This is a genomic window from Lysinibacillus fusiformis (genome assembly GCF_003049525.1).
Lineage (GTDB): Bacteria > Bacillota > Bacilli > Bacillales_A > Planococcaceae > Lysinibacillus > Lysinibacillus fusiformis.
In genome coordinates this window covers 1-19,205 of sequence record NZ_PYWL01000003.1, presented here as the reverse complement: position 1 = coordinate 19,205, position 19,205 = coordinate 1, and the positions used below count along the sequence as shown (strand labels likewise).

The following is a 19,205-nucleotide window of genomic DNA, read 5'->3' as shown; positions in this document are numbered from 1 at the left end:
AATGTTAAGAACGATTTGGGGTATATTATTGTGCATATATGGAGTCGCTTTATATCTAAAATATTTCCAAATTGTCAGTGAAGGATGGAAAATAGTCCTTACTCTATTATCAGGGAGTTTATGTATTTTAGGAATTATATTAATGTTTAAAGCAATACAAAAGAAAGAATGATCGTTACTACAGCTTATCAGAGAATCAAAATTGTAGTTGTTAAAAATAACTACTTTATTTTCACGAATAGATTTACAACACCCATCAAACTACTTACTCATTTCTTTAAAGGCTAATGCTGCACTCCCTAAACCATGTAAAAAAACTATCGTAGGATTCTCAGCACTTCCCCAAGTAAAAACATTATCGTTATTCATCTAAATCAATTCTCCCATACTTGACTACTTATAATATTCCATAAATAGAAATAATATATCTTTATTGTAAAGTAACCGCCTTACACTTTTATAACAAGTTTTACTAAATTTGGGTTTATAAGTAAGGTGACCCTGGCCCTATCCACAGCTGGTGTATCCGCATTGAATTGCTATTCTAATTGTTGCCATTATCCCACATCTTTTCGAGATAATAAAAAGCATCCTATTTTTAATTAAAGGATGCTTTAATAAATTATCGTATATTTATTTGGACTTTATCTTCTTCTTTCTCCATGAAGATACTTATACTTTCTGAAGCCTCCACTACATTATCCGGCATTTCGATAGCAACAAACCCTTTAGCAGTTGATAAAGGGCGCACATTTTCGTGATGTAAATCACCATCCATTAAAGTTAAAGAAATTTCATAATCATATTTGTCGTTAAAAACAGCTTTTATAGACGCTCCATCCCTTGGTTTCATTAACTGATCAGCTTCTGTTCCATTGTTAATAACGTTAAAATTCAGTATTAAAAACTTGTTTCCTTCATTAGCTTCAGTTGAAACCGATTCTCTTATAATAGTCTTGTTAAATTCAAACGACTCCAAAGTAACTTCCCAATCTTCTAATTTAAAAGTTTCACCAATTTGTTTAAGTTCGAATTCTTCATTTTTTTGTTCTTCCTTTGATTCTTCTTCAATCTTTTCGTCTATTTTATCTTTACTTGTTTCATTTGCTAATGAGTTACTTGTAGGATTACTTCCACACCCAGCTAAAAACAGACAGAACATAAATAGATAAATAAATGTTCTTTTCATTAAAATCGCTCCTATACATAAATATACATAATATAGTGAGATTTCACTATACTCTTAAGTTTAAAATAGAATAAACACCCATTAGGTGCTCTTCAACTTACTTGTTGGCATTTTCATTTAAAGCCTCTGGATAAACCATAGTATCATATACTTTTCCATTTGATTCATCTTTAAAATTTATTGTGACATTATAATCTTCTACGTCCGCACCGTTAAATAATTGATAGTACATACCTGCTAAAGCTAGCCCAAAAGACGCTATTGCATCGAAACTCCCCTCATACTTTTCTTTATTTACTGTGAGTGTAAACTCAGAAAATGATTTGTTATAAGCTACATCATTTATAGAAGCAAAATCTTCGCTTGTTTTAAGTTCTTCTACACTTTTTACAATTCTTTCTTTTAAATCCTTCATCATTTCTTTGTGCTTGGATTTTGACATTTTATAAGTTAAAGAACCATCATCATTCTTAATGACGTCCTTAATTCCACTATTTTTTGCCTCAGAAATAATAGTATCTACGTCTTGCCCCATGTATAATGTAGCTGGTATTGTGACTTCAACATTTAAAAGACCTTTATCAACTTTTAATGGCTCTTCGGATGCTTTATCAGCACCATCTGTTTTCTTACCACTTTCATCACTCTGGTTACAAGCTATTAATAAAATACTTAGTAGCAATGTAAGTGGTATAATAAGAATTTTTTTCATTTTTTTCAATCTCCCTTCTTCACAAATATACATGGATAATGAAGGAATTTCTAATACTATTTTCATATTTATACATTTGTTTAAATCCACAATAACAAATACCTTCAATGATCGACCAACTTCAATAAATCAATGATGGGAGCGTTAGAAGAAAAAAAACCGATTTACCTAGAATTCTGCTACTTATGAAGGTGAGCACCTGAAAGTTCAAACTCACTTGGGATGTTAAAATTAGGACAACAATGAATATCTATGGCATTTATATGAAACATATCACGGACCTTGTTCACACTTTGGGCACCATTTATAAACTAAACAATTTGAATTAAAACAAAAAGCCTTACAACCGTTGTGGCTGTAAGGCTTTGTATGACGTCCCAGGAGGGATTCGAACCCCCGACCGACGGCTTAGAAGGCCGTTGCTCTATCCTGCTGAGCTACTGAGACATGATGTCGTTTCTTATGTATTCCATAGGAAGGACAATACTTATTATATGTATTATATGGCGTAATGTCAACATTAATTTTACTATGTAGGCAAGGTTTCCCTCATCTATGTTTTATCATATGTTTTCACCATATAGATTATACCATTTTTTTGCCTTATCGATAGGTCGAACATGAAAATTTTTGTTAAAATATTGGCTAGAAATCAATGGGAGGTATGTAGATGTTTAAGGATGCTGTTGTAGTTGTTACTGGTGGTGCACAAGGAATAGGCAAGGGCATTGTGTTAGCGTATGCACGACAGGGTGCGAAGGTGGTTATTGCTGATATCAATAAGGGATTAGGTCAGCAATTAGAGACGGATTTGGTCGATCAGGGCTTCTCTGTCATCTTTGTTCATACGGATGTGGCGAAGGAACAGGATATTGTTTCATTGATGCGACGAGCGGTCGCACAATATGGGTCGATTCATATATTCATTAATAATGCTGGAAAGTTTCAACATACATCCCCTTATGATATTACGTGGGAGGAGTGGAACGATCTCTTGCAAACGAATTTAACAAGTGCCTTTTTCTGTGCAAGGGAGGCTGCGAAAGTGATGAGGCACAATGCCAAAGGAGGCTCGATTGTATGTCTAGCCTCTACACGGGCTGAAATGTCTGAACCTTTTACTGAAGCCTATACCGCTACAAAAGGTGGGATTGTGGCATTGACTCATGCTTTAGCACGATCGTTTGGTCCTGATCAGATCACTGTGAATTGTATTTCGCCTGGGTGGATTGAGACTGGCAATTATGAGGAACTTCGTCCGATTGACCATGCGCAGCATTTATCAGGGAGAGTGGGTGTGCCAGAGGATATTGCTCAAGCATGTCTTTATTTAACAAATCCGTTGAATGATTTTGTTACGGGCATTAACTTAACGGTCGACGGTGGGATGACGAAGAAAATGATGTACGAGGATTGATGCTAGATCTCTTCCCTTGGCCTTCTTTGCTTTCATACATAGAGCTACCTGGGAGTATGCTAGTGTAGGAAAAAGAATGAAAAGGAGTGAGGTTTTGCACCCTTATTCAAATGGGTTTTCATTAAGCCAATTGTATCAATCCCCCTCTACGCAATACACAGCACCGATTCGTCATTTTTTACGTTCAGCTGATAATCGACGCTGTATTAGTAAAGCAGAGGCGGATTATATGGCGATGAATCGGCTACTGTGGATGGAGCATGTAAATTGGACACGGATGACGATTATTAGCATCGTTTTCAATTTGCCCGATTTACCCTTTGTACAGCAGCGTTTGTTACGAAATGCAACCGATTTAGGGAATTGCCTCCGTCCCTTTTATGGTGACTCTATAGCAGATCGATATGCAGCTTTAATTAAAGAGCATCTTGTGATTGCAGCTCAGTTAGTGACTGCTGCTACTAAAGGAGATACAGCGACGGCTGAGGCAAAAGAGAGAGATTGGTATCGTAATGCTGACGATATTGCACAATTTTTGCATACGATCAATCCTTATTTAAGTATGGAGGCCGTACAAAAGATGTTTTATATGCATTTGGCTTTAACAAAGAATGAAGCTGTGACCATGATTCAAAAAGATTATCAAGCTGACGTGGACATATTTGATGAAATTGAGGCTGAGGCACTTGCCATGTCAGATATGATTGCCGGCGCTATTGTCATGCAATTTTGTTATCTCTTTTAAAATAAAAACAGTTTTTTTCTCTCACTTACAAAAAACAAGGTCTATTTTTGTATAGATCTTGTTTTCCGTTGCTCAATCACTGGAGGAAAAACTTTTGCCTCTTTTGTCTTTGCATAATGTGCAATGGGTCGTGTCCCTTGAAAGGTTCCCTTCATAAAAGAAGCTAACGTATTGCTTTGAATCTTTACTTCGGCTTGTTGTAAGTCCCACGGTGTATGTTGAATATCAATACGAAATAATGTATCGTTCCATTTTGCCCATGAATGGTAACGTTCTACAAGCCATTGGTCAAAATTAGTTTGAGTGTTGTTCCCTATTGTATAGGACACCCTCAATCTTTCATCCAATGTTTTATAATAGCTCGTATAGGTGTTGTCATTATCCCTTTGCTTTCCTTCAATTTTTGAGTATCGATAGGGTAAGCTGACTAATGCCGTTATTTTTGAGAAGACATAATTAGTCACATCTAAATGAAAAAAATAGATTCCTTTCTTGCCCTCAAATTCTACATATGTTCGTACATTCAATTGTAAGGAAGTATTCAAGCCAGGAATGGGTGGTAGAAATCGCATGCGATGCCTATGGACTTTAAAAAGTACCGCACTTACCCAGGCATCTTCTGCGAATAGATCTAGCGTCAGTTCTGGAGGTATATGTTTTTCTAATTCTGGGGGTGATACTGGCCAATGTAAAAATAGGACATCCTGCCATGTCTGTGCTATCATCCACATAGTAAAACTCCTTTCTATGCCCATTTTTTCCTAGAAAGGAGTTATTCAAACAATATAGCTATTTTTGAATCTGCTCAGCCGCTTCTATTTCTACATAGCGATAATATAAATTTCGTAATTCAGATTCTTTAAATAACCCTAGATGACTTTTAAGTTGTGGATGTACTAAAATGCCATGTGTTCGTAGCTCTTTTACAAACCAACCTTTTGAATATTTATGCACCGAATCCATTCTCCTTTACCTTTATTCATACATAGGGTATGCGTTTGGTTTGTGTAGGGTGCCATTGCACAATAAAAAAACGAGAGGAGCCATTCCTCTCGTTGTCTACTTATGTGCCACAAAAAGTTCGATAAGGTTGATTAGACGGTTCTGGTAATGAAGCATATTCCTGTTGTTCATGCGTGTGGGCAAAGGGCTGTGCCAGAGCTGTCACTAATTTATTCATCACACTATAGTCTCCCCGCTCTACAGCCGCTTCCAATGCCTCCTCCACCCTGTGATTACGTGGAATAATGGCGGGATTATGCTGACGCATCAATTGTTGTGACGTGTCTTTTGTTTGTGACTGTCTTGCTAATCGTGCAAGCCATTTTTGATGCCAGTCTTTAAATGCTGACGACTTCCATAACGAGGTTTTATCGATTTGGTCAAAGCTTAGGGCGATGAACGTATTAGTATAATCCGCTCTGTCCTGTTGCATGAGCTGTAAAAGTTCTTCTATAAGCTTCATATCCTCTTGCTCTTCATCGAATAACCCTAATTTTGCTCGCATTCCTTTCAGCCAGTTTTGAGCGTACAGCTTAGGATATTGTTCTAAGGTAGCTTGAGCAAGTTCAATGGCTTGCTCTTGATTTTCATGAATTAAGGGAAGTAACGCCTCTGCCAAGCGTGTTAAGTTCCAACCACCAATGTTTGGCTGGTTACCATACGCATAACGCCCTTGTCGATCAATTGAACTGAACACTGTCGCTGGGTCATAGGCATCCATAAAGGCACACGGTCCATAATCAATGGTTTCCCCACTGATGGTCATATTATCAGTATTCATGACCCCATGAATGAAGCCCACTAACTGCCACTTTGCTATAAGTGATGCTTGTTTTTTAATGACTTCCTGCAATAAATAAAGATAGCGATTCGTGTCACCGTGTTGATTTGGGTAATGCCGTTCTATGGCATAATGTGCTAAAATCTGGAGTTCCTCATCTGTACCCCATTGTGCGGCATATTGAAAGGTCCCTACCCGTAAATGACTGCTGGCAACTCTCGTAAGGATAGCGCCAGGTAGATCAGTTTCACGGATAATCGTTTCACCTGTACTCACTACCGCTAAACTTCGGGAAGTGGGAATCCCCAACGCAAACATCGCTTCACTAATGATGTACTCCCTAAGCATAGGCCCCAATGCGGCTCTTCCGTCTCCACCACGAGAATAAGGTGTTCTGCCAGACCCTTTTAGTGCGATATCCATGCGTTCATTTAAGGGTGTTATTTGCTCGCCATATAAAAGAGCCCGTCCATCACCTAACATATTAAAATGTCCAAACTGGTGTCCTGCATAAGCCTGCGCAATAGGAATACTACCATCAGGGGCTTTATTACCAGCTAATTCGGCTATGCCCTCTTCACTTTTTAAAGCTTGACTATTTAATCCTAGTGACGCAACTACCGCTTCATTTAACAGGACTAATTCGGGTGAACGAACAGGGTTTAACGTCATACCGGAATAAAAAATACTTGGTAGTTGAACATAGCTATTGTCCATTTGCCAGCCAATTGTCTTTTCCATATTTTCTCCTTTGTTACCTTTTCTATTTATTTTTTCTATTTCAACATCATTCATTCCTAGTCAATTTTACCACCCCATATAAAAATCCGCTTACTTGAAGAGTAATGCGGATTTTTAAGTCGTATTAATTTCGTTGGAAAGTATGACTTGACATACATTGTTGATCATCCGTCCAAAATTCCACTGTAAAAGTCGAATCTTCTATTTCTAGCACGGCAAAGCTTTTTTCTTTGCGACCCCGTGGCTTTAATAAGCTTCCTGGATTGATAAATAAAACATGATCCATCATTTCAGCCCCGAGAATATGAGAGTGACCAAAACAAACAATTTGGGCATTCAATTCTTTTGCCCGATAGGTTAAGGACAGCATGGAACTTTTCACATTAAATAAATGACCATGAGTCACCAAGATTCTTACGCCATCGACTGTAAAAATTTCTTCCTCAGGAAAAGCTTCCTCCCGATCACAGTTCCCTCGTACTTTTTTCATTCCTTTTAATGCATCATGTACATAAGGAAGCTCACTATCACCACAATGTATGCAAACATCTATTTCAGGATAAAAATTTCTAACCTTGTCGATCACCTGACTGTCGCCATGTGTATCGCTCATGATAAGTATTTTCATGAATACCACCTCTTATTTAATAAGATTCGGCAATTGCTCCTTCAACTTACGAATAGCATTACCTCGGTGAGAAATAGCACCTTTTTCTTCTGGCGAAAGCTCAGCCATCATACGATTTAGACTTGGAACAAAGAAGATTGGATCATAGCCAAAGCCATTCGTACCACGTTTCTCATGTGCAATCACGCCCTCACAAGTACCAAATACAGTCGTCGTTTCAAAATCTGGACCTGCAATAGCAATACAGCAGCAGAATCGAGCGGTACGTTTGCCATCTTCAACACCTTGTAGGTTTTCTAGCAGCTTCACCATATTAGCTTCATCATCATGATCACCAGCATAACGTGCAGAGTAGACCCCTGGCTCACCATTTAATGCATCTACTGCTAAACCACTATCATCAGCAATCACAATGGTACCAAGATTTTTCGCTAGGGCTTCTGCCTTTAAGATTGCATTTTCTTCAAATGTTGTACCTGTTTCTTCTATTTCCATGTCTGGTGCTACTTCAAACATTGTGACAACTTCATAACCAAGTGGGCCAAATAATGCTTCGAAATCTTTGGCTTTTCCTTTATTTTTTGTTGCGATCACTACCTGTTTCATATTATTTCCCTCCGACCATGTTTGCTTGTTCGGCAAGCGCTGTTTTTTGGAGCTCAACTAATTGCTGGATGCCTTTTTCACCTAGTGCTAATAAATCATTCAATTCTTCACGAGAGAATGTTGCTTCCTCGCCAGTACCTTGTAATTCCACAAAGCGACCTGCACCTGTCATAACAATATTCATATCAACAGCAGCAGCCACATCTTCTACATAATTTAAATCTAAAACAGCACCCTGTTCTTCCACAATCCCTACACTAGTTGCCGCTAAAAAATCGGTTACAGGAAACTTGACGAACGGCTTTTCTTCCGCAAATTTAGCAATTGCCTGTGTCATCGCAACAAATGCTCCCGTAATAGAGGCTGTACGAGTGCCACCATCTGCTTGAATCACATCACAATCGATCCATACCGTACGCTCTCCAAGAGCCTCTAAATCGACCACAGCACGTAATGCACGCCCAATTAGGCGTTGAATCTCCATTGTACGTCCATTGACCTTCCCACGAGATGATTCACGCGGTGTACGTTGAGCTGTTGCACGAGGTAGCATCGAATATTCAGCTGTGATCCAGCCTTTCCCTTGCCCGCGTAAAAAGCCAGGCACTTTGTCTTCGATTGTTGCTGTACAAATTACTTTTGTATTTCCTACTTGAATTAAGACCGAGCCCTCTGGGTGTAATAAATACTCCCCATCCATTTTTACAGGTCGCAGTTCATCTGCCATTCTTCCATCAAATCTTGTCATATTTATTGTTCCTCCTAAAAACTTTCGCGCCCTCATCTTATCATAATTTATTTCTTCAAAAAAGTACTCAATGATTATGTAAAATGCTGAAAACGGCAAAAATCAGCCTAGCCCATTGCTAAGCTGATTTTTTATTTTAATGTAATGCGTTTTATGTCGAGAGTACCTTGCTCCAACCAATTTTCAGCGATTGAACGGAAAATTGGAACAGAACCAGTTGCAAAAAATTTATGAGCAGGCACTGTATTTGCATTTGCTAAAGTGCCATTATAAGCTAGCATTTCTTGAACATCCTTTGCTGTTTCTTCCGCAGAAGATAAAACATTCACTTCATCTCCTACGACAGCTTCAATTTGTTTTTGTAGAATAGGGTAATGTGTACACCCTAAAATAACCGTATCAAATTGTTGATTTTTCAACGGCTTTAAGCCTTCTGCTATTAACTTCGTCGCAAATTCACCTTTATATTCGCCACTTTCTACAAGTGGAACGAAAGTTGGACAGGCTAGTGGAATAATATGTGTTGACGTATTAAGTGACAGTAAGGCCTCTTCATATGCACCACTTTTAATTGTTCCTTCTGTTGCAAGCACAACGACTTCATGTCGCTTCGTTTTCTTTACAGCTGCACGTGCGCCAGCATTTATAACGCCTAGTACCGGAAAAGGCATATTTCTTTGTAAACTTTCGAGTGCTACTGCAGTCGCTGTATTACAAGCAATAACGAGCATCTTAACATTCATTTTTTCTAGCGCTTTCGCCATTTGCCAAGTGAAGTTCCGTACTTCCTGACGGCTTCTTGGACCATATGGACATCTTGCTGTATCGCCAATATAATAAATCGTTTCGTTTGGCAATCGCTTCATAATTTCTTTTGCTACGGTTAACCCGCCTACTCCTGAATCAATAACGCCTATCGGGGCATTCATACTTTCCGCCTCAATCCTGTTTCATGTGTACATGTAGTTTTTCTAGGTAGCTTGATAATTGCGCGACTTCTTGCTCATCAAAACCTACAAGCATCTCTTGCAAATATTGCTGTCTTTTTTCTATAACCTCTTGAATAATACGTTCGCCCTTTTCGAGAAGATGAACAACAACGACACGGCGGTCATTTTCATCACGCATACGCTTGACTAATTCATTTTTCTCCATCCGGTCCACTAAATCTGTTGTCGTGCTAAAAGCTAAATATAAACGGTTTGATAATTCGCCAATTGTAATATCACCAAGCTCTTCTAACCACTGTAATGCAACAAATTGTGGCGGCGTAATCGCATAGTCGGAAACAATTTCTCTTCCCTTTTGCTTCACGATGGCCGCTATATAGCGTAATTCCTTTTCAACCGTTGCAACGGTTTCAGGTGAGTGTTTTGTTACTTCATCCGACATATAACTATTTCACTCCTAAAAATACGTTGAATAGTTCTATTTTGTCGTTTTTTTCACGAAATAGCAAGTGTCCATTAGTCTAATTTAAATTCTTCTAAGCGTAACAGCTCAATTAACGCCTGAGATCGATTTGTTACACCTAGCTTTTGAATTGTATTGGAAATGTGATTTCGCACTGTTTTTTCACTAATACCAAGCTGCTCTGCAATATCTCTCGTTGTTTTTTCAGCTAATAAAAGCGCAAATATTTCACGTTCTCGGTTCGTTAATAGAGAACGATGATGAGAGCCATTCATTCAGTTACACCCTCCTCCCCCGCACGTATTGTAACTTATGTTAAGGGGCTTGAAGCGGTGACGGCTATTTGCATGATTATTACATGTTTCCTTAAAAATTTCGGAAATTGCTTCGACATTTTCATAAATTTTATGTAAAACATAATTCCTACTATTCTCATAATTATTTATGCAATAGCCCTACTCACTTAATGAGGGATAATTTCCAAACTAATCAAGTGTGCTCTTTCTTCTTTAGAAATCGGTACACTTTTACCTGTTCGAGGGTCCATTTGCACAATTGTTCCTCGACCTGTGAAGCACACTTCATCCCTTTGATTTTTTGCTAAATAATGAATATCCATTGATGAACTTCCAACTTTCGCTATTTTAGTGTAAATTCGTAGCACGTCATCAAAGAAAACCTGCTTTACATAATCACATTGTAAATCTGCTACAATCGGTATACTCTTTACATTCTCATCAGCTACAGATGGCATTAAAATACCTACATGTCGGAAATAATCAATTCTTGCCTGTTCAAAATATGTAAAGCTTACCGTATTATTCATATGTCCATACATATCTGTTTCTGAAAATCGTACTCGTGCCTCACTATAAAAGGAAAAACCCTTTTCCCACTCTTGGAAGTCTTCAATATAACTTGCTTTCATATTAGCACCATCCCCCTTTAATTAATTGGCCATCTTTTTTAGTTTGGTTCAGACAGCCCATAAATAATGAATACATATTCATTATAAAAGAAAATGCTATATTATCATAGGAAAAACCAAAATTCCCTTATTTTATTGCTACATCTCTTTTCTTTCTATAGTATGGTTTTTCCTTGAACTATGCTAACTATGTTTATATCACAATAAAAAACTCCCTCACACTAAGTGTAAGGGAGTCAGCTTGTCCGATTAGTCTACGAAGTGGTCGGAACCGAAGAAGTTACGGAACATTTGCACTGTAGTAGCACGGTTTAATGAAGCGATTGATGTTGTTAAAGGAATACCTTTTGGACATGCAGCAACACAGTTTTGAGAGTTACCACAGTTTGCAAGGCCACCATCGCCCATAATAGCATTTAAACGTTCATCTTTAATCATTGCACCAGTTGGGTGAGTGTTGAAAAGACGTACTTGTGATAATGGAGCTGGCCCGATGAATGAAGCTTTTTCAGACACGTTTGGACATGCTTCCATACATACACCACAAGTCATACATTTAGATAATTCATAAGCCCATTGACGTTTACCTTCTGGCATACGTGGACCTTCACCTAAATCATAAGTACCATCGATCGGTACCCATGCTTTCACTTTTTTAAGCGCGTTGAACATACGTTCACGGTCAACTTGTAAGTCACGAATAACAGGGAATGTTTTCATTGGCTCTAATTTAATTGGCTCAGTCAATTGGTCAACAAGTGTTGAACATGATTGACGTGGACGGCCATTAATAACCATTGAACATGCACCACAAACTTCTTCTAAACAGTTCATATCCCATGATACTGGCGAAGTATTTTCACCATTTTCTGTAACAGGATTTTTTTGAATTTCCATTAAAATAGAAATTACGTTCATACCATGACGGTAAGGCACTTGGAATTTTTGCCAGTAGCTATTTCCGCCCTGTGTATCTTGACGTAAGATTTCAACTTTAACCATTCTTCCAGTATTAGCTGCGATTTGCATTACTTTTAGTCTCCTTTCGCAGAGTAGTCGCGTTTACGTGGTGGGATTAAAGAAACGTCGACTTCTTGGTACGTGATGATTGGATTACCAGTAGTTGGGTCAAACTTCGCCATTGTTGTTTTCAAGAATTGCTCGTCATCACGGTTAGGGAAATCAGGTTTATAGTGCGCACCACGAGATTCATTACGTAATAATGCACCTTTTGTCATTACTTTCGCAAGTACTAACATATTTTTAAGCTGACGTGTAAAGTGAGCGCCTTGATTACTCCATTTTTGCGTATCGTTGATGTTGATGTTGTTCCAACGCTCAGTAAGGTCATCAAGTTTTTTCAATGTATCTTCAAGCTGATCATTGTAACGTACTACAGTCATTGTAGCAGTCATCATTTCACCAAGCTCTTTATGCAGTAAGTAAGCGTTTTCTGTGCCTTCCATTTTCATGATAGCATCCCATTTTGCTTGTTCTTCTGTTACGCGAGCATCGTAAATCTCTTGTGGAATATCTTCTGCATGCTTTTTAAGATGTTTTACATAATCTACTGCGTTTGGTCCTGCAACCATACCGCCATAGATAGCAGATAATAATGAGTTCGCACCAAGACGGTTTGCGCCGTGTTGAGAGTAATCACATTCACCTGCTGCAAATAGACCAGGAATTTCAGTCATTTGGTTGTAGTCAACCCATAATCCACCCATTGAATAGTGAACTGCTGGGAAAATTTTCATAGGTAATTTACGTGGGTCATCTCCTACGAATTTTTCGTAGATTTCGATGATTCCACCAAGTTTAACGTCCAACTCATGTGGATCTTTATGAGAAAGATCTAGGTATACCATGTTCTCGCCATTGATACCAAGTTTTTGGTTTACACAAACGTCGAAAATTTCACGTGTTGCAATATCACGTGGCACTAAGTTACCGTAAGCTGGGTATTTTTCTTCTAAGAAGTACCAAGGTTTACCGTCTTTATAAGTCCAAATACGACCACCTTCACCACGAGCTGATTCTGACATTAGACGGTTTTTGTCATCTCCAGGAATCGCTGTAGGGTGAATTTGGATGAACTCACCATTCGCATATGAAGCACCTTGTTGGTAAACGATAGAAGCAGCAGAACCTGTGTTAATAACAGAGTTTGTTGTTTTACCGAAAATAATACCAGGGCCACCAGTCGCCATAATAACAGCGTCTGCACGGAATGATTTAATTTCTTCTGTACGCATATCTTGCGCTACGATACCACGGCACACGCCGTCTTCATCGATAATAACACCAAGGAATTCCCAGTGCTCATATTTATTTACTAAACCAGCTACTTCATGAGAACGAACTTGCTCATCAAGCGCATATAGTAATTGTTGACCAGTTGTTGCACCAGAGAAAGCTGTACGGTGCATTAAAGTACCGCCAAAACGACGGAAATCTAATAATCCTTCTGGTGTACGGTTGAACATAACACCCATACGGTCCATTAAATGGATAATGCCAGGTGCTGCATCACACATACCCTTAACTGGTGGTTGGTTCGCTAAGAAGTCCCCACCATATACTGTATCATCAAAGTGGATCCATGGAGAATCCCCTTCACCTTTTGTATTTACTGCACCATTAATTCCGCCCTGCGCACAAACAGAGTGTGAGCGTTTTACAGGAACTAATGAGAATAAATCAACTTCAGTACCAACTTCAGCTGCTTTAATCGTTGCCATCAGACCGGCAAGACCACCGCCGACAACAATTACTTTGCTTTTCGCCATGATTATTTCTCACTCCTCTTAAAAAATTGCAATGATTGCATGTGCTCTATCGTAGCTCTATTGAATTATACGAAAGCTAAAATAGCAGCCACACCAACTACACTTAGAATTACGAAAATGATGTTTGTTACGTAAGTAGCAATCTTTTGAGACTGAGGAGATTGTACAATACCCCAGCTTACTAGGAATGCCCATAAACCGTTAGATAAGTGGAAAGTTGCTGATAAAATACCAACAATGTAGAACCCAAGCATGAATGGATTAGCAACAATATTCGCCATCATGTCGTAATCAACGTGTGTTCCAAGTGCTTTTTGAATACGAGTTTGGAAAATATGCCATGCAATGAAAATCACTAGGAATACACCAGTGAAACGTTGTAATGAGAACATCCAGTTACGGTATGTGCTGAAACGTCCTGTGTTTGGTGAAGCAGTGAATGCAATGAACACTCCATAAAATGCATGGAACATCAATGGAATATAGATGACAATCCATTCAACTAGGATAAGGAATGGAATCTTTTCCATTACTGCGGTAGCATCGTTATAACTATCTGCCCCGCCTGTTGCTGTAAAGTTAATGAACAGGTGCATCGTTAAAAACAGACCTACTGGAATGATCCCAAGTAGAGAATGTAAGCGACGCCATAAAAACTCTCGATCTTTCGACAAGACTGTTACCCCCCTTAGTACTTAAAATAGCACAACAAAAGAAGTCATCATTTTGTAAATGATACTTCATTGACTGTGTATTTCATCATGGTACAATATTATGACATGTTTATTGTACTCTCAAGAGCTACGAGCGTCAAGGCAACTCGGAGTTTTTCATAGAGCTTATTAAAGAACTAATCTAGTGCATAATGCGTCGTTTTTTCTCGAAAAATCTACCATTACTTTATTAACGTTAAATTATAAGAAAATTCTAAGAAAGAAGGATAACAATGTTAAACACTCCATCTCCTACAATCTCATCCTTTGGTTATGAGATCATTCGCGATCATATTCTATCTTCTATACTCGGTAAACATGAGGATGATGTCCTTTATTGGGCAGGTAAAGAGCTTGCGCGCAAGTTTCCATGTAAAAGTCAAGACGAACTAATCGCATTTTTCGCAGATGCCTGTTGGGGTACATTAGAGCTAATGAAAGAATCGAAGGACGGACGTATTTTCCAGTTGACAAACGACCCTGAAATCTTGCAAATCAAACAACGCAGCTTCAGACTTGAAGCAGGATTTATAGCTGAACAGATTCAGCTAGCTAAAGGCTATTTAACAGAATGTTATGATGAAAAACGTGAAAAGCAACATTACGTTATGTTTACAGTCAAATGGGACGTGAAGGAACGAATTATGCATACGATTCCAACAGAGTAACAAAAAAGGATTGTCTCCCCATTCCATAAACGGGGTGACAATCCTTCCTTTTATTTCGGACAATTACAGAAAATGCTGTTTCTTCTATTATTATATGTAAAGAGCCTGCTCTAAATTAAATTCATCATGCAATGCATTTGCTGCACGAATCATTTCATCCTGTGGTACTACAACAGACACTTTAATTTCTGAGGTGCTCACCATCTTCACAGGGATATTCTCACGACGTAAACGATCGAACATGCGAGCAGCGACACCTGGATTCGAGACCATACCGGAGCCAACTATCGAAACTTTCGCCAATCCAATTTCGAAATCAGCAAAGCTAAAGCCAAGTGATACTTTACTATCCTCTAAAACACGTAAAGCTTCTGCAAATTCTTCTTTCAAAATCGAAAAGGACACAGTTGGTTTTAATCCATCAATGATTGCTTGAACAATGATATCCACGTTGATGCGATTTTCAGCAAGAGTTGAAAATATATCCGCTAATGAAGCATGTGAATAAGCATCATACCCAATTGTTAAACGAATAACATCTGATTCAAAGGCAACACCACGCACAACTAAATTTTTCTCCATCTCTACTTCCTCCTTCAATAAAGTACCTACTGACTCCACTAAACTAGAGCGTATGATCACTGGCATTTGGAACTTTTTAGCTAACTCCACTGCACGTGGATGAATGATGTGTGATCCTAAATGTGCTATCTCTAACATTTCATCATAGGAAATTTCCTGTAGTTTTTGTGCTTTTACAACAAAGCGTGGATCTGCTGTATACACACCATCAACATTCGTGTAAATGTCTATCCGTTCAGCATCTAATGCAACAGCAAGTGCAACGGCTGTCGTTTCGGTTCCACCTTTCCCAAGCGTTGTTATATTTTGGTCATTGTCAATGCCTTGATCTCCAGCAATAACGACGATTTGTCCTTGCAGCAAATGTTCATCAATACGGCTAACATCGATATGATTGATCCTTGCATGACTATGCATATGATCCGTGGAAATGCCAGCCTGCCAGCCTGTTAGTGACACCGCATTATAGCCAGCTTCTTGTATTGCAATGGCAAATACGGAGCTTGATAACTGAGAGCATGAAGATACAACTGCATCTAATTCACGTTTTGACACATCATCCGTGAAATGAAGTACGCTCATTTTCACATCCTGTATCGTTTGTCTCATCGCACCAACTACTACTACCACATCGAATCCTCTATCTCTTTCAGCAATTGCTTTTCGTGCAGCCTCTTGAATTTGTTCGGGCGATGCTAAAGCAGCCCCTCCAAATTTCATTACTATTCTAGACATTTCTTTTGTTCTCCTTTCCAGTCATGTAATTCACCTAAAATGAGGTGTAAAACAGCCTCTAGAAAACTAAAAAGGCAGCCTTCACAAAACGTGAAAGCTGCCTATAACATGTACAATAACGAAACTTGCGCATGTGTGATAGCTCTCCGAAACGTTTAGAATCGACAGTCTTACATTTTTTAAATGCAAAACCAGTACAACAGCGGAAACAACAATGCTGTACTTCGGCAAGGTCCCCTTTCACGCAATGTCTTAGGATTTGTTCATCCTCTTTTGCGCTACTTTTGAATCTTGCACCTCTATCATCACCTTAAAAGTGATTATATTAAATTTTTCCGCCCTCATATAGCAAGTGGGCTAATAACATTGGATCACAATGTTATTTACAACCTTAGCATATGTCTATTCCTTTGACAATGTCTCCTGCTGAAAATAGGCATAAATATGATTTGCTAAATTAGCTGGCATCCCAGCTTCCTGTAAAGCTAGCTCACTAGCCTCCCGTATTTTCTTCACGGAACCAAAGTGTTTCAGTAACTGCTGTTTTCGTTTTGGACCGACACCTTCGATTTGATCCAGAACAGACTGTATAGCATGCTTTTCATGCTGTTGACGCAAGAAGGTAATCGCAAAACGATGGACTTCATCTTGTATTCGTTGTAATAAATAAAAACCGTCACTTGTACGTTTTAAGGCAATGACCTCTGGCGGATCACCAAACAATAGCTGGGATGTATTATGCTTGTCATCCTTTGCTAAACCAGCAATAGGTATAACTAGTCCTAATTCATCCTCTAATACTTCACGCGCAACTTCCATTTGACCTTTACCACCATCAATTAGCACTAAATCTGGTAATGGAAGACCTTCCTTCAAAACACGAATATAGCGTCGACGGATTACCTCTTGCATAGCACCATAATCATCATGCTTGGCTGCTGTACGGGTTTTATATTTGCGATATTCCTTTTTGGCGGGTTTGCCATCAATAAAAACAACCATTGCAGATACGGCGTCTGTTCCATGCATATGACTATTATCAAAAGCTTCAATTCGTAATGGTGTCGTTATGCCCATTGCATCACCAAGTGCCTCGCATGCACCAATAGTACGTTCTTCCTGTCGTTCAATAAGTTGGAATTTAGCGGACACTGCAATTTCAGCATTTTTCGTCGCTAAATCTACCAACTCCTTTTTTTGACCTCGTTTTGGCGTAAGAACTTTGATACCTAACAATTCCGTTAAAATGGCACCATCAATTGCTTGTGGAATAAAAACTTCTTTTGGCTTAATATGTTCTGGTTTTTCATAAAACCGTCCCACAAATGTTAGGAACTCTTCCTCTGCGTCTTGATAGATCGGGAAAATAGAAACATCTCGCTCGATCAGTTTACCTTGCCGAACGAAGAAAACCTGAACACACATCCATCCTTTTTCCACAGCATAGCCAAAGATATCACGGTTAGTAGTGTCACTTGATACTATTTTTTGTTTCTGCATAACTGTATCAATATGGGCGATTTGATCACGAAACTCCTTAGCTCGTTCAAACTCTAAGTTTTGGGCAGCCGCAAGCATTTTTATTTCAAGCTCCTTTTTGACTGCCTCCACACCGCCGTTAAGAAACTTCGTCATATCCTCAATCATTTCCTGGTAAACATGACCATCAATTTGTTTCACACAAGGTGCTATACATTGACCCATATGATAATACAAACAAACTTTTGAAGGTAGCTGCACACATTTTCGTAGTGGATATAAACGGTCCAACAGCTTCTTTGTTTCACTTGCCGCATAGGCATTGGGATACGGTCCAAAATATTTAGCCTTATCCTTTTTTACTTTACGTGTCGTAATTAGACGAGGATGTTTTTCATTCGTAATTTTTAAATATGGATACGTCTTATCATCTGTTAACATGACATTGTATTTTGGATCATGCAGTTTGATGAGATTCAGCTCTAAAATGAGTGCTTCAATATTCGATGATGTCACGATATACTCAAAATCTTCTATTTCGCTTACAAGTCTTTGCGTTTTACCTTCATGTGTTCCTGTAAAATAAGAACGAACACGATTTTTCAGTACCTTCGCTTTACCGACATATATAATTGTCCCCTGTCGATCTTTCATCAAATAGCAGCCAGGCTGGTCTGGTAGAATATCCAGTTTACGCTTGATTAAATCGTTCATTACCTACCTGCCCCCTACGTAAGATTCCCCTCAATGAATCATTTTTATCTTTCCTTATTATATAACGAAAAAAAGCCGAACACATCAATTGTGATCTGACCCAAAAAAGTTAGACATATTTAGTTAAGCAACTGCTAAGACCTGAGTTCGGTACTCCACCGGGCTTAGGTCTTTTAATTTTTCTTTCATTCGTTTGTGATTGTAGTAGTGAATATAGTCATTGAGCTCCTGTTCAAAATGTGCCATAGATTCAAATTCTTGTAGATACAGGAGTTCAGATTTTAATAAGCCAAAGAAATTTTCGATGACTGCGTTGTCCAAACAATTACCCTTACGGGACATACTCTGCGTAATACCATGTTGCTTTAATGTTTGTTGATACTTTTTCATTTGATAATGCCAACCTTGATCTGAATGAAGAATAACTTGATCACTTGATTCAAGGCGCTCCAATGCTTGTTCTAACATATTATGGACTAGTTTATACACTGGACGCTTCATAACCGAGTATGCAATGATTTCGCCATTACATAGATCAAGGACGGGTGATAAATAGCGTTTCTCACCAAATAGATGGAACTCTGTCACGTCTGTTACCCATTTCTCGTTCATTTT

The 19,205-nt window shown here is 38.6% G+C and carries 21 protein-coding genes, 1 tRNA gene and 1 riboswitch; of the genes, 3 read left to right on the top strand and 19 right to left on the bottom strand.

Features of this window, described 5'->3' with window-relative positions:
* Positions 1-622: 622 nt before the first annotated feature.
* The 3 genes from C9J29_RS08950 to C9J29_RS08940 all read right to left on the bottom strand — a co-directional run bounded on the left by C9J29_RS08950 (position 623) and on the right by C9J29_RS08940 (position 2,348).
* Entirely contained in the window at positions 623-1,189 is a 567-nt protein-coding gene (locus C9J29_RS08950; protein WP_090002186.1) for a DUF4352 domain-containing protein, read from the bottom strand.
* Positions 1,190-1,286: 97 nt separating this feature from the next.
* Complete coding sequence (locus tag C9J29_RS08945; RefSeq protein ID WP_107922024.1) at positions 1,287-1,901, bottom strand: hypothetical protein; 615 nt, start codon at positions 1,899-1,901, stop codon at positions 1,287-1,289.
* 373 nt (positions 1,902-2,274) lie between these two features.
* A tRNA-Arg gene (locus C9J29_RS08940) sits at positions 2,275-2,348 on the bottom strand.
* A 223-nt stretch (positions 2,349-2,571) separates the two neighbouring features.
* Here C9J29_RS08940 and C9J29_RS08935 point away from each other — a divergent pair.
* Positions 2,572-3,318: an SDR family NAD(P)-dependent oxidoreductase gene (locus tag C9J29_RS08935; protein ID WP_090002285.1), complete on the top strand. Its 747-nt coding sequence runs from the start codon at positions 2,572-2,574 to the stop codon at positions 3,316-3,318.
* A 76-nt stretch (positions 3,319-3,394) separates the two neighbouring features.
* Positions 3,395-4,063: a hypothetical protein gene (locus tag C9J29_RS08930; protein ID WP_237068791.1), complete on the top strand. Its 669-nt coding sequence runs from the start codon at positions 3,395-3,397 to the stop codon at positions 4,061-4,063.
* Positions 4,064-4,104: 41 nt separating this feature from the next.
* On the opposite strand, the gene C9J29_RS08925 is transcribed toward C9J29_RS08930, so the two are convergent.
* The 13 genes from C9J29_RS08925 to C9J29_RS08865 form a co-directional block, all read right to left on the bottom strand.
* Positions 4,105-4,794, bottom strand: a complete 690-nt coding sequence (locus C9J29_RS08925) for a YqjF family protein (RefSeq protein WP_008179141.1) — start codon at positions 4,792-4,794, stop codon at positions 4,105-4,107.
* Between the two features lie 58 nt (positions 4,795-4,852).
* Entirely contained in the window at positions 4,853-5,026 is a 174-nt protein-coding gene (locus C9J29_RS08920) for a DUF2639 domain-containing protein (protein WP_008179143.1), read from the bottom strand.
* 100 nt (positions 5,027-5,126) lie between these two features.
* Positions 5,127-6,587, bottom strand: a complete 1,461-nt coding sequence (locus C9J29_RS08915) for a protein adenylyltransferase SelO (protein ID WP_107922159.1) — start codon at positions 6,585-6,587, stop codon at positions 5,127-5,129.
* Between the two features lie 124 nt (positions 6,588-6,711).
* Positions 6,712-7,215, bottom strand: a complete 504-nt coding sequence (locus C9J29_RS08910) for a metallophosphoesterase (protein WP_025114542.1) — start codon at positions 7,213-7,215, stop codon at positions 6,712-6,714.
* A 12-nt stretch (positions 7,216-7,227) separates the two neighbouring features.
* Positions 7,228-7,821 carry an XTP/dITP diphosphatase gene (locus C9J29_RS08905; RefSeq protein ID WP_089985737.1) on the bottom strand — a complete coding sequence of 198 codons (594 nt, stop codon included), beginning with the start codon at positions 7,819-7,821 and terminating at the stop codon, positions 7,228-7,230.
* A gap of 1 nt (position 7,822) precedes the next feature.
* The gene (rph, locus tag C9J29_RS08900; RefSeq protein ID WP_025114540.1) at positions 7,823-8,569 is read right to left on the bottom strand and encodes a ribonuclease PH; all 747 of its coding nucleotides are present in this window, start codon (positions 8,567-8,569) and stop codon (positions 7,823-7,825) included.
* Between the two features lie 131 nt (positions 8,570-8,700).
* The gene (racE, locus tag C9J29_RS08895) at positions 8,701-9,498 is read right to left on the bottom strand and encodes a glutamate racemase (protein ID WP_008179152.1); all 798 of its coding nucleotides are present in this window, start codon (positions 9,496-9,498) and stop codon (positions 8,701-8,703) included.
* Positions 9,499-9,508: 10 nt separating this feature from the next.
* Positions 9,509-9,961, bottom strand: a complete 453-nt coding sequence (locus C9J29_RS08890) for a MarR family winged helix-turn-helix transcriptional regulator (RefSeq protein ID WP_008179154.1) — start codon at positions 9,959-9,961, stop codon at positions 9,509-9,511.
* Positions 9,962-10,035: 74 nt separating this feature from the next.
* Complete coding sequence (locus C9J29_RS08885; RefSeq protein WP_004226437.1) at positions 10,036-10,257, bottom strand: helix-turn-helix domain-containing protein; 222 nt, start codon at positions 10,255-10,257, stop codon at positions 10,036-10,038.
* A gap of 188 nt (positions 10,258-10,445) precedes the next feature.
* On the bottom strand, positions 10,446-10,910 hold the full coding sequence (locus tag C9J29_RS08880) for an acyl-CoA thioesterase (RefSeq protein WP_008179157.1): 465 nt from the start codon (positions 10,908-10,910) through the stop codon (positions 10,446-10,448).
* A 249-nt stretch (positions 10,911-11,159) separates the two neighbouring features.
* The gene (gene sdhB, locus C9J29_RS08875) at positions 11,160-11,939 is read right to left on the bottom strand and encodes a succinate dehydrogenase iron-sulfur subunit (protein ID WP_008179159.1); all 780 of its coding nucleotides are present in this window, start codon (positions 11,937-11,939) and stop codon (positions 11,160-11,162) included.
* Between the two features lie 5 nt (positions 11,940-11,944).
* Positions 11,945-13,699: a succinate dehydrogenase flavoprotein subunit gene (sdhA, locus tag C9J29_RS08870; protein WP_008179162.1), complete on the bottom strand. Its 1,755-nt coding sequence runs from the start codon at positions 13,697-13,699 to the stop codon at positions 11,945-11,947.
* A gap of 65 nt (positions 13,700-13,764) precedes the next feature.
* Positions 13,765-14,373 (bottom strand): succinate dehydrogenase cytochrome b558 subunit, encoded by a 609-nt coding sequence (locus C9J29_RS08865; protein ID WP_008179164.1) that lies wholly within the window; start codon positions 14,371-14,373, stop codon positions 13,765-13,767.
* A gap of 272 nt (positions 14,374-14,645) precedes the next feature.
* Here C9J29_RS08865 and C9J29_RS08860 point away from each other — a divergent pair, with 272 nt between their 5' ends.
* Entirely contained in the window at positions 14,646-15,080 is a 435-nt protein-coding gene (locus C9J29_RS08860; RefSeq protein ID WP_008179166.1) for a YslB family protein, read from the top strand.
* A 90-nt stretch (positions 15,081-15,170) separates the two neighbouring features.
* Here the strand turns inward: C9J29_RS08860 and C9J29_RS08855 are convergent, their stop codons facing one another.
* From C9J29_RS08855 to C9J29_RS08845, 3 genes are all read right to left on the bottom strand, one after another.
* Complete coding sequence (locus C9J29_RS08855) at positions 15,171-16,397, bottom strand: aspartate kinase (RefSeq protein ID WP_107922022.1); 1,227 nt, start codon at positions 16,395-16,397, stop codon at positions 15,171-15,173.
* 131 nt (positions 16,398-16,528) lie between these two features.
* Positions 16,529-16,707, bottom strand: a riboswitch (Lysine riboswitch).
* 92 nt (positions 16,708-16,799) lie between these two features.
* On the bottom strand, positions 16,800-18,590 hold the full coding sequence (gene uvrC / locus C9J29_RS08850; RefSeq protein WP_107922021.1) for an excinuclease ABC subunit UvrC: 1,791 nt from the start codon (positions 18,588-18,590) through the stop codon (positions 16,800-16,802).
* Between the two features lie 123 nt (positions 18,591-18,713).
* Positions 18,714-19,205: IS3 family transposase (locus tag C9J29_RS08845; protein ID WP_107922020.1), on the bottom strand; the 492-nt coding region annotated here is incomplete at its 5' end.

Bases quoted from the DNA above. Each gene is read 5' to 3' on its own strand.
- C9J29_RS08930 (WP_237068791.1), top strand. From the start codon at position 3,395: ATGAAAAGGAGTGAGGTTTTGCACCCTTATTCAAATGGGTTTTCATTA.
- C9J29_RS08945 (WP_107922024.1), bottom strand. From the start codon at position 1,901: ATGAAAAAAATTCTTATTATACCACTTACATTGCTACTAAGTATTTTA.
- C9J29_RS08860 (WP_008179166.1), top strand. From the start codon at position 14,646: ATGTTAAACACTCCATCTCCTACAATCTCATCCTTTGGTTATGAGATC.
- sdhB (WP_008179159.1), bottom strand. From the start codon at position 11,939: ATGCAAATCGCAGCTAATACTGGAAGAATGGTTAAAGTTGAAATCTTA.
- C9J29_RS08880 (WP_008179157.1), bottom strand. From the start codon at position 10,910: ATGAAAGCAAGTTATATTGAAGACTTCCAAGAGTGGGAAAAGGGTTTT.
- C9J29_RS08920 (WP_008179143.1), bottom strand. From the start codon at position 5,026: ATGGATTCGGTGCATAAATATTCAAAAGGTTGGTTTGTAAAAGAGCTA.
- C9J29_RS08890 (WP_008179154.1), bottom strand. From the start codon at position 9,961: ATGTCGGATGAAGTAACAAAACACTCACCTGAAACCGTTGCAACGGTT.
- C9J29_RS08915 (WP_107922159.1), bottom strand. From the start codon at position 6,587: ATGGAAAAGACAATTGGCTGGCAAATGGACAATAGCTATGTTCAACTA.
- C9J29_RS08925 (WP_008179141.1), bottom strand. From the start codon at position 4,794: ATGTGGATGATAGCACAGACATGGCAGGATGTCCTATTTTTACATTGG.
- C9J29_RS08855 (WP_107922022.1), bottom strand. From the start codon at position 16,397: ATGTCTAGAATAGTAATGAAATTTGGAGGGGCTGCTTTAGCATCGCCC.
- uvrC (WP_107922021.1), bottom strand. From the start codon at position 18,590: ATGAACGATTTAATCAAGCGTAAACTGGATATTCTACCAGACCAGCCT.
- C9J29_RS08910 (WP_025114542.1), bottom strand. From the start codon at position 7,215: ATGAAAATACTTATCATGAGCGATACACATGGCGACAGTCAGGTGATC.
- C9J29_RS08885 (WP_004226437.1), bottom strand. From the start codon at position 10,257: ATGAATGGCTCTCATCATCGTTCTCTATTAACGAACCGAGAACGTGAA.
- C9J29_RS08905 (WP_089985737.1), bottom strand. From the start codon at position 7,821: ATGAAACAGGTAGTGATCGCAACAAAAAATAAAGGAAAAGCCAAAGAT.
- C9J29_RS08935 (WP_090002285.1), top strand. From the start codon at position 2,572: ATGTTTAAGGATGCTGTTGTAGTTGTTACTGGTGGTGCACAAGGAATA.
- C9J29_RS08950 (WP_090002186.1), bottom strand. From the start codon at position 1,189: ATGAAAAGAACATTTATTTATCTATTTATGTTCTGTCTGTTTTTAGCT.
- sdhA (WP_008179162.1), bottom strand. From the start codon at position 13,699: ATGGCGAAAAGCAAAGTAATTGTTGTCGGCGGTGGTCTTGCCGGTCTG.
- racE (WP_008179152.1), bottom strand. From the start codon at position 9,498: ATGAATGCCCCGATAGGCGTTATTGATTCAGGAGTAGGCGGGTTAACC.
- rph (WP_025114540.1), bottom strand. From the start codon at position 8,569: ATGACAAGATTTGATGGAAGAATGGCAGATGAACTGCGACCTGTAAAA.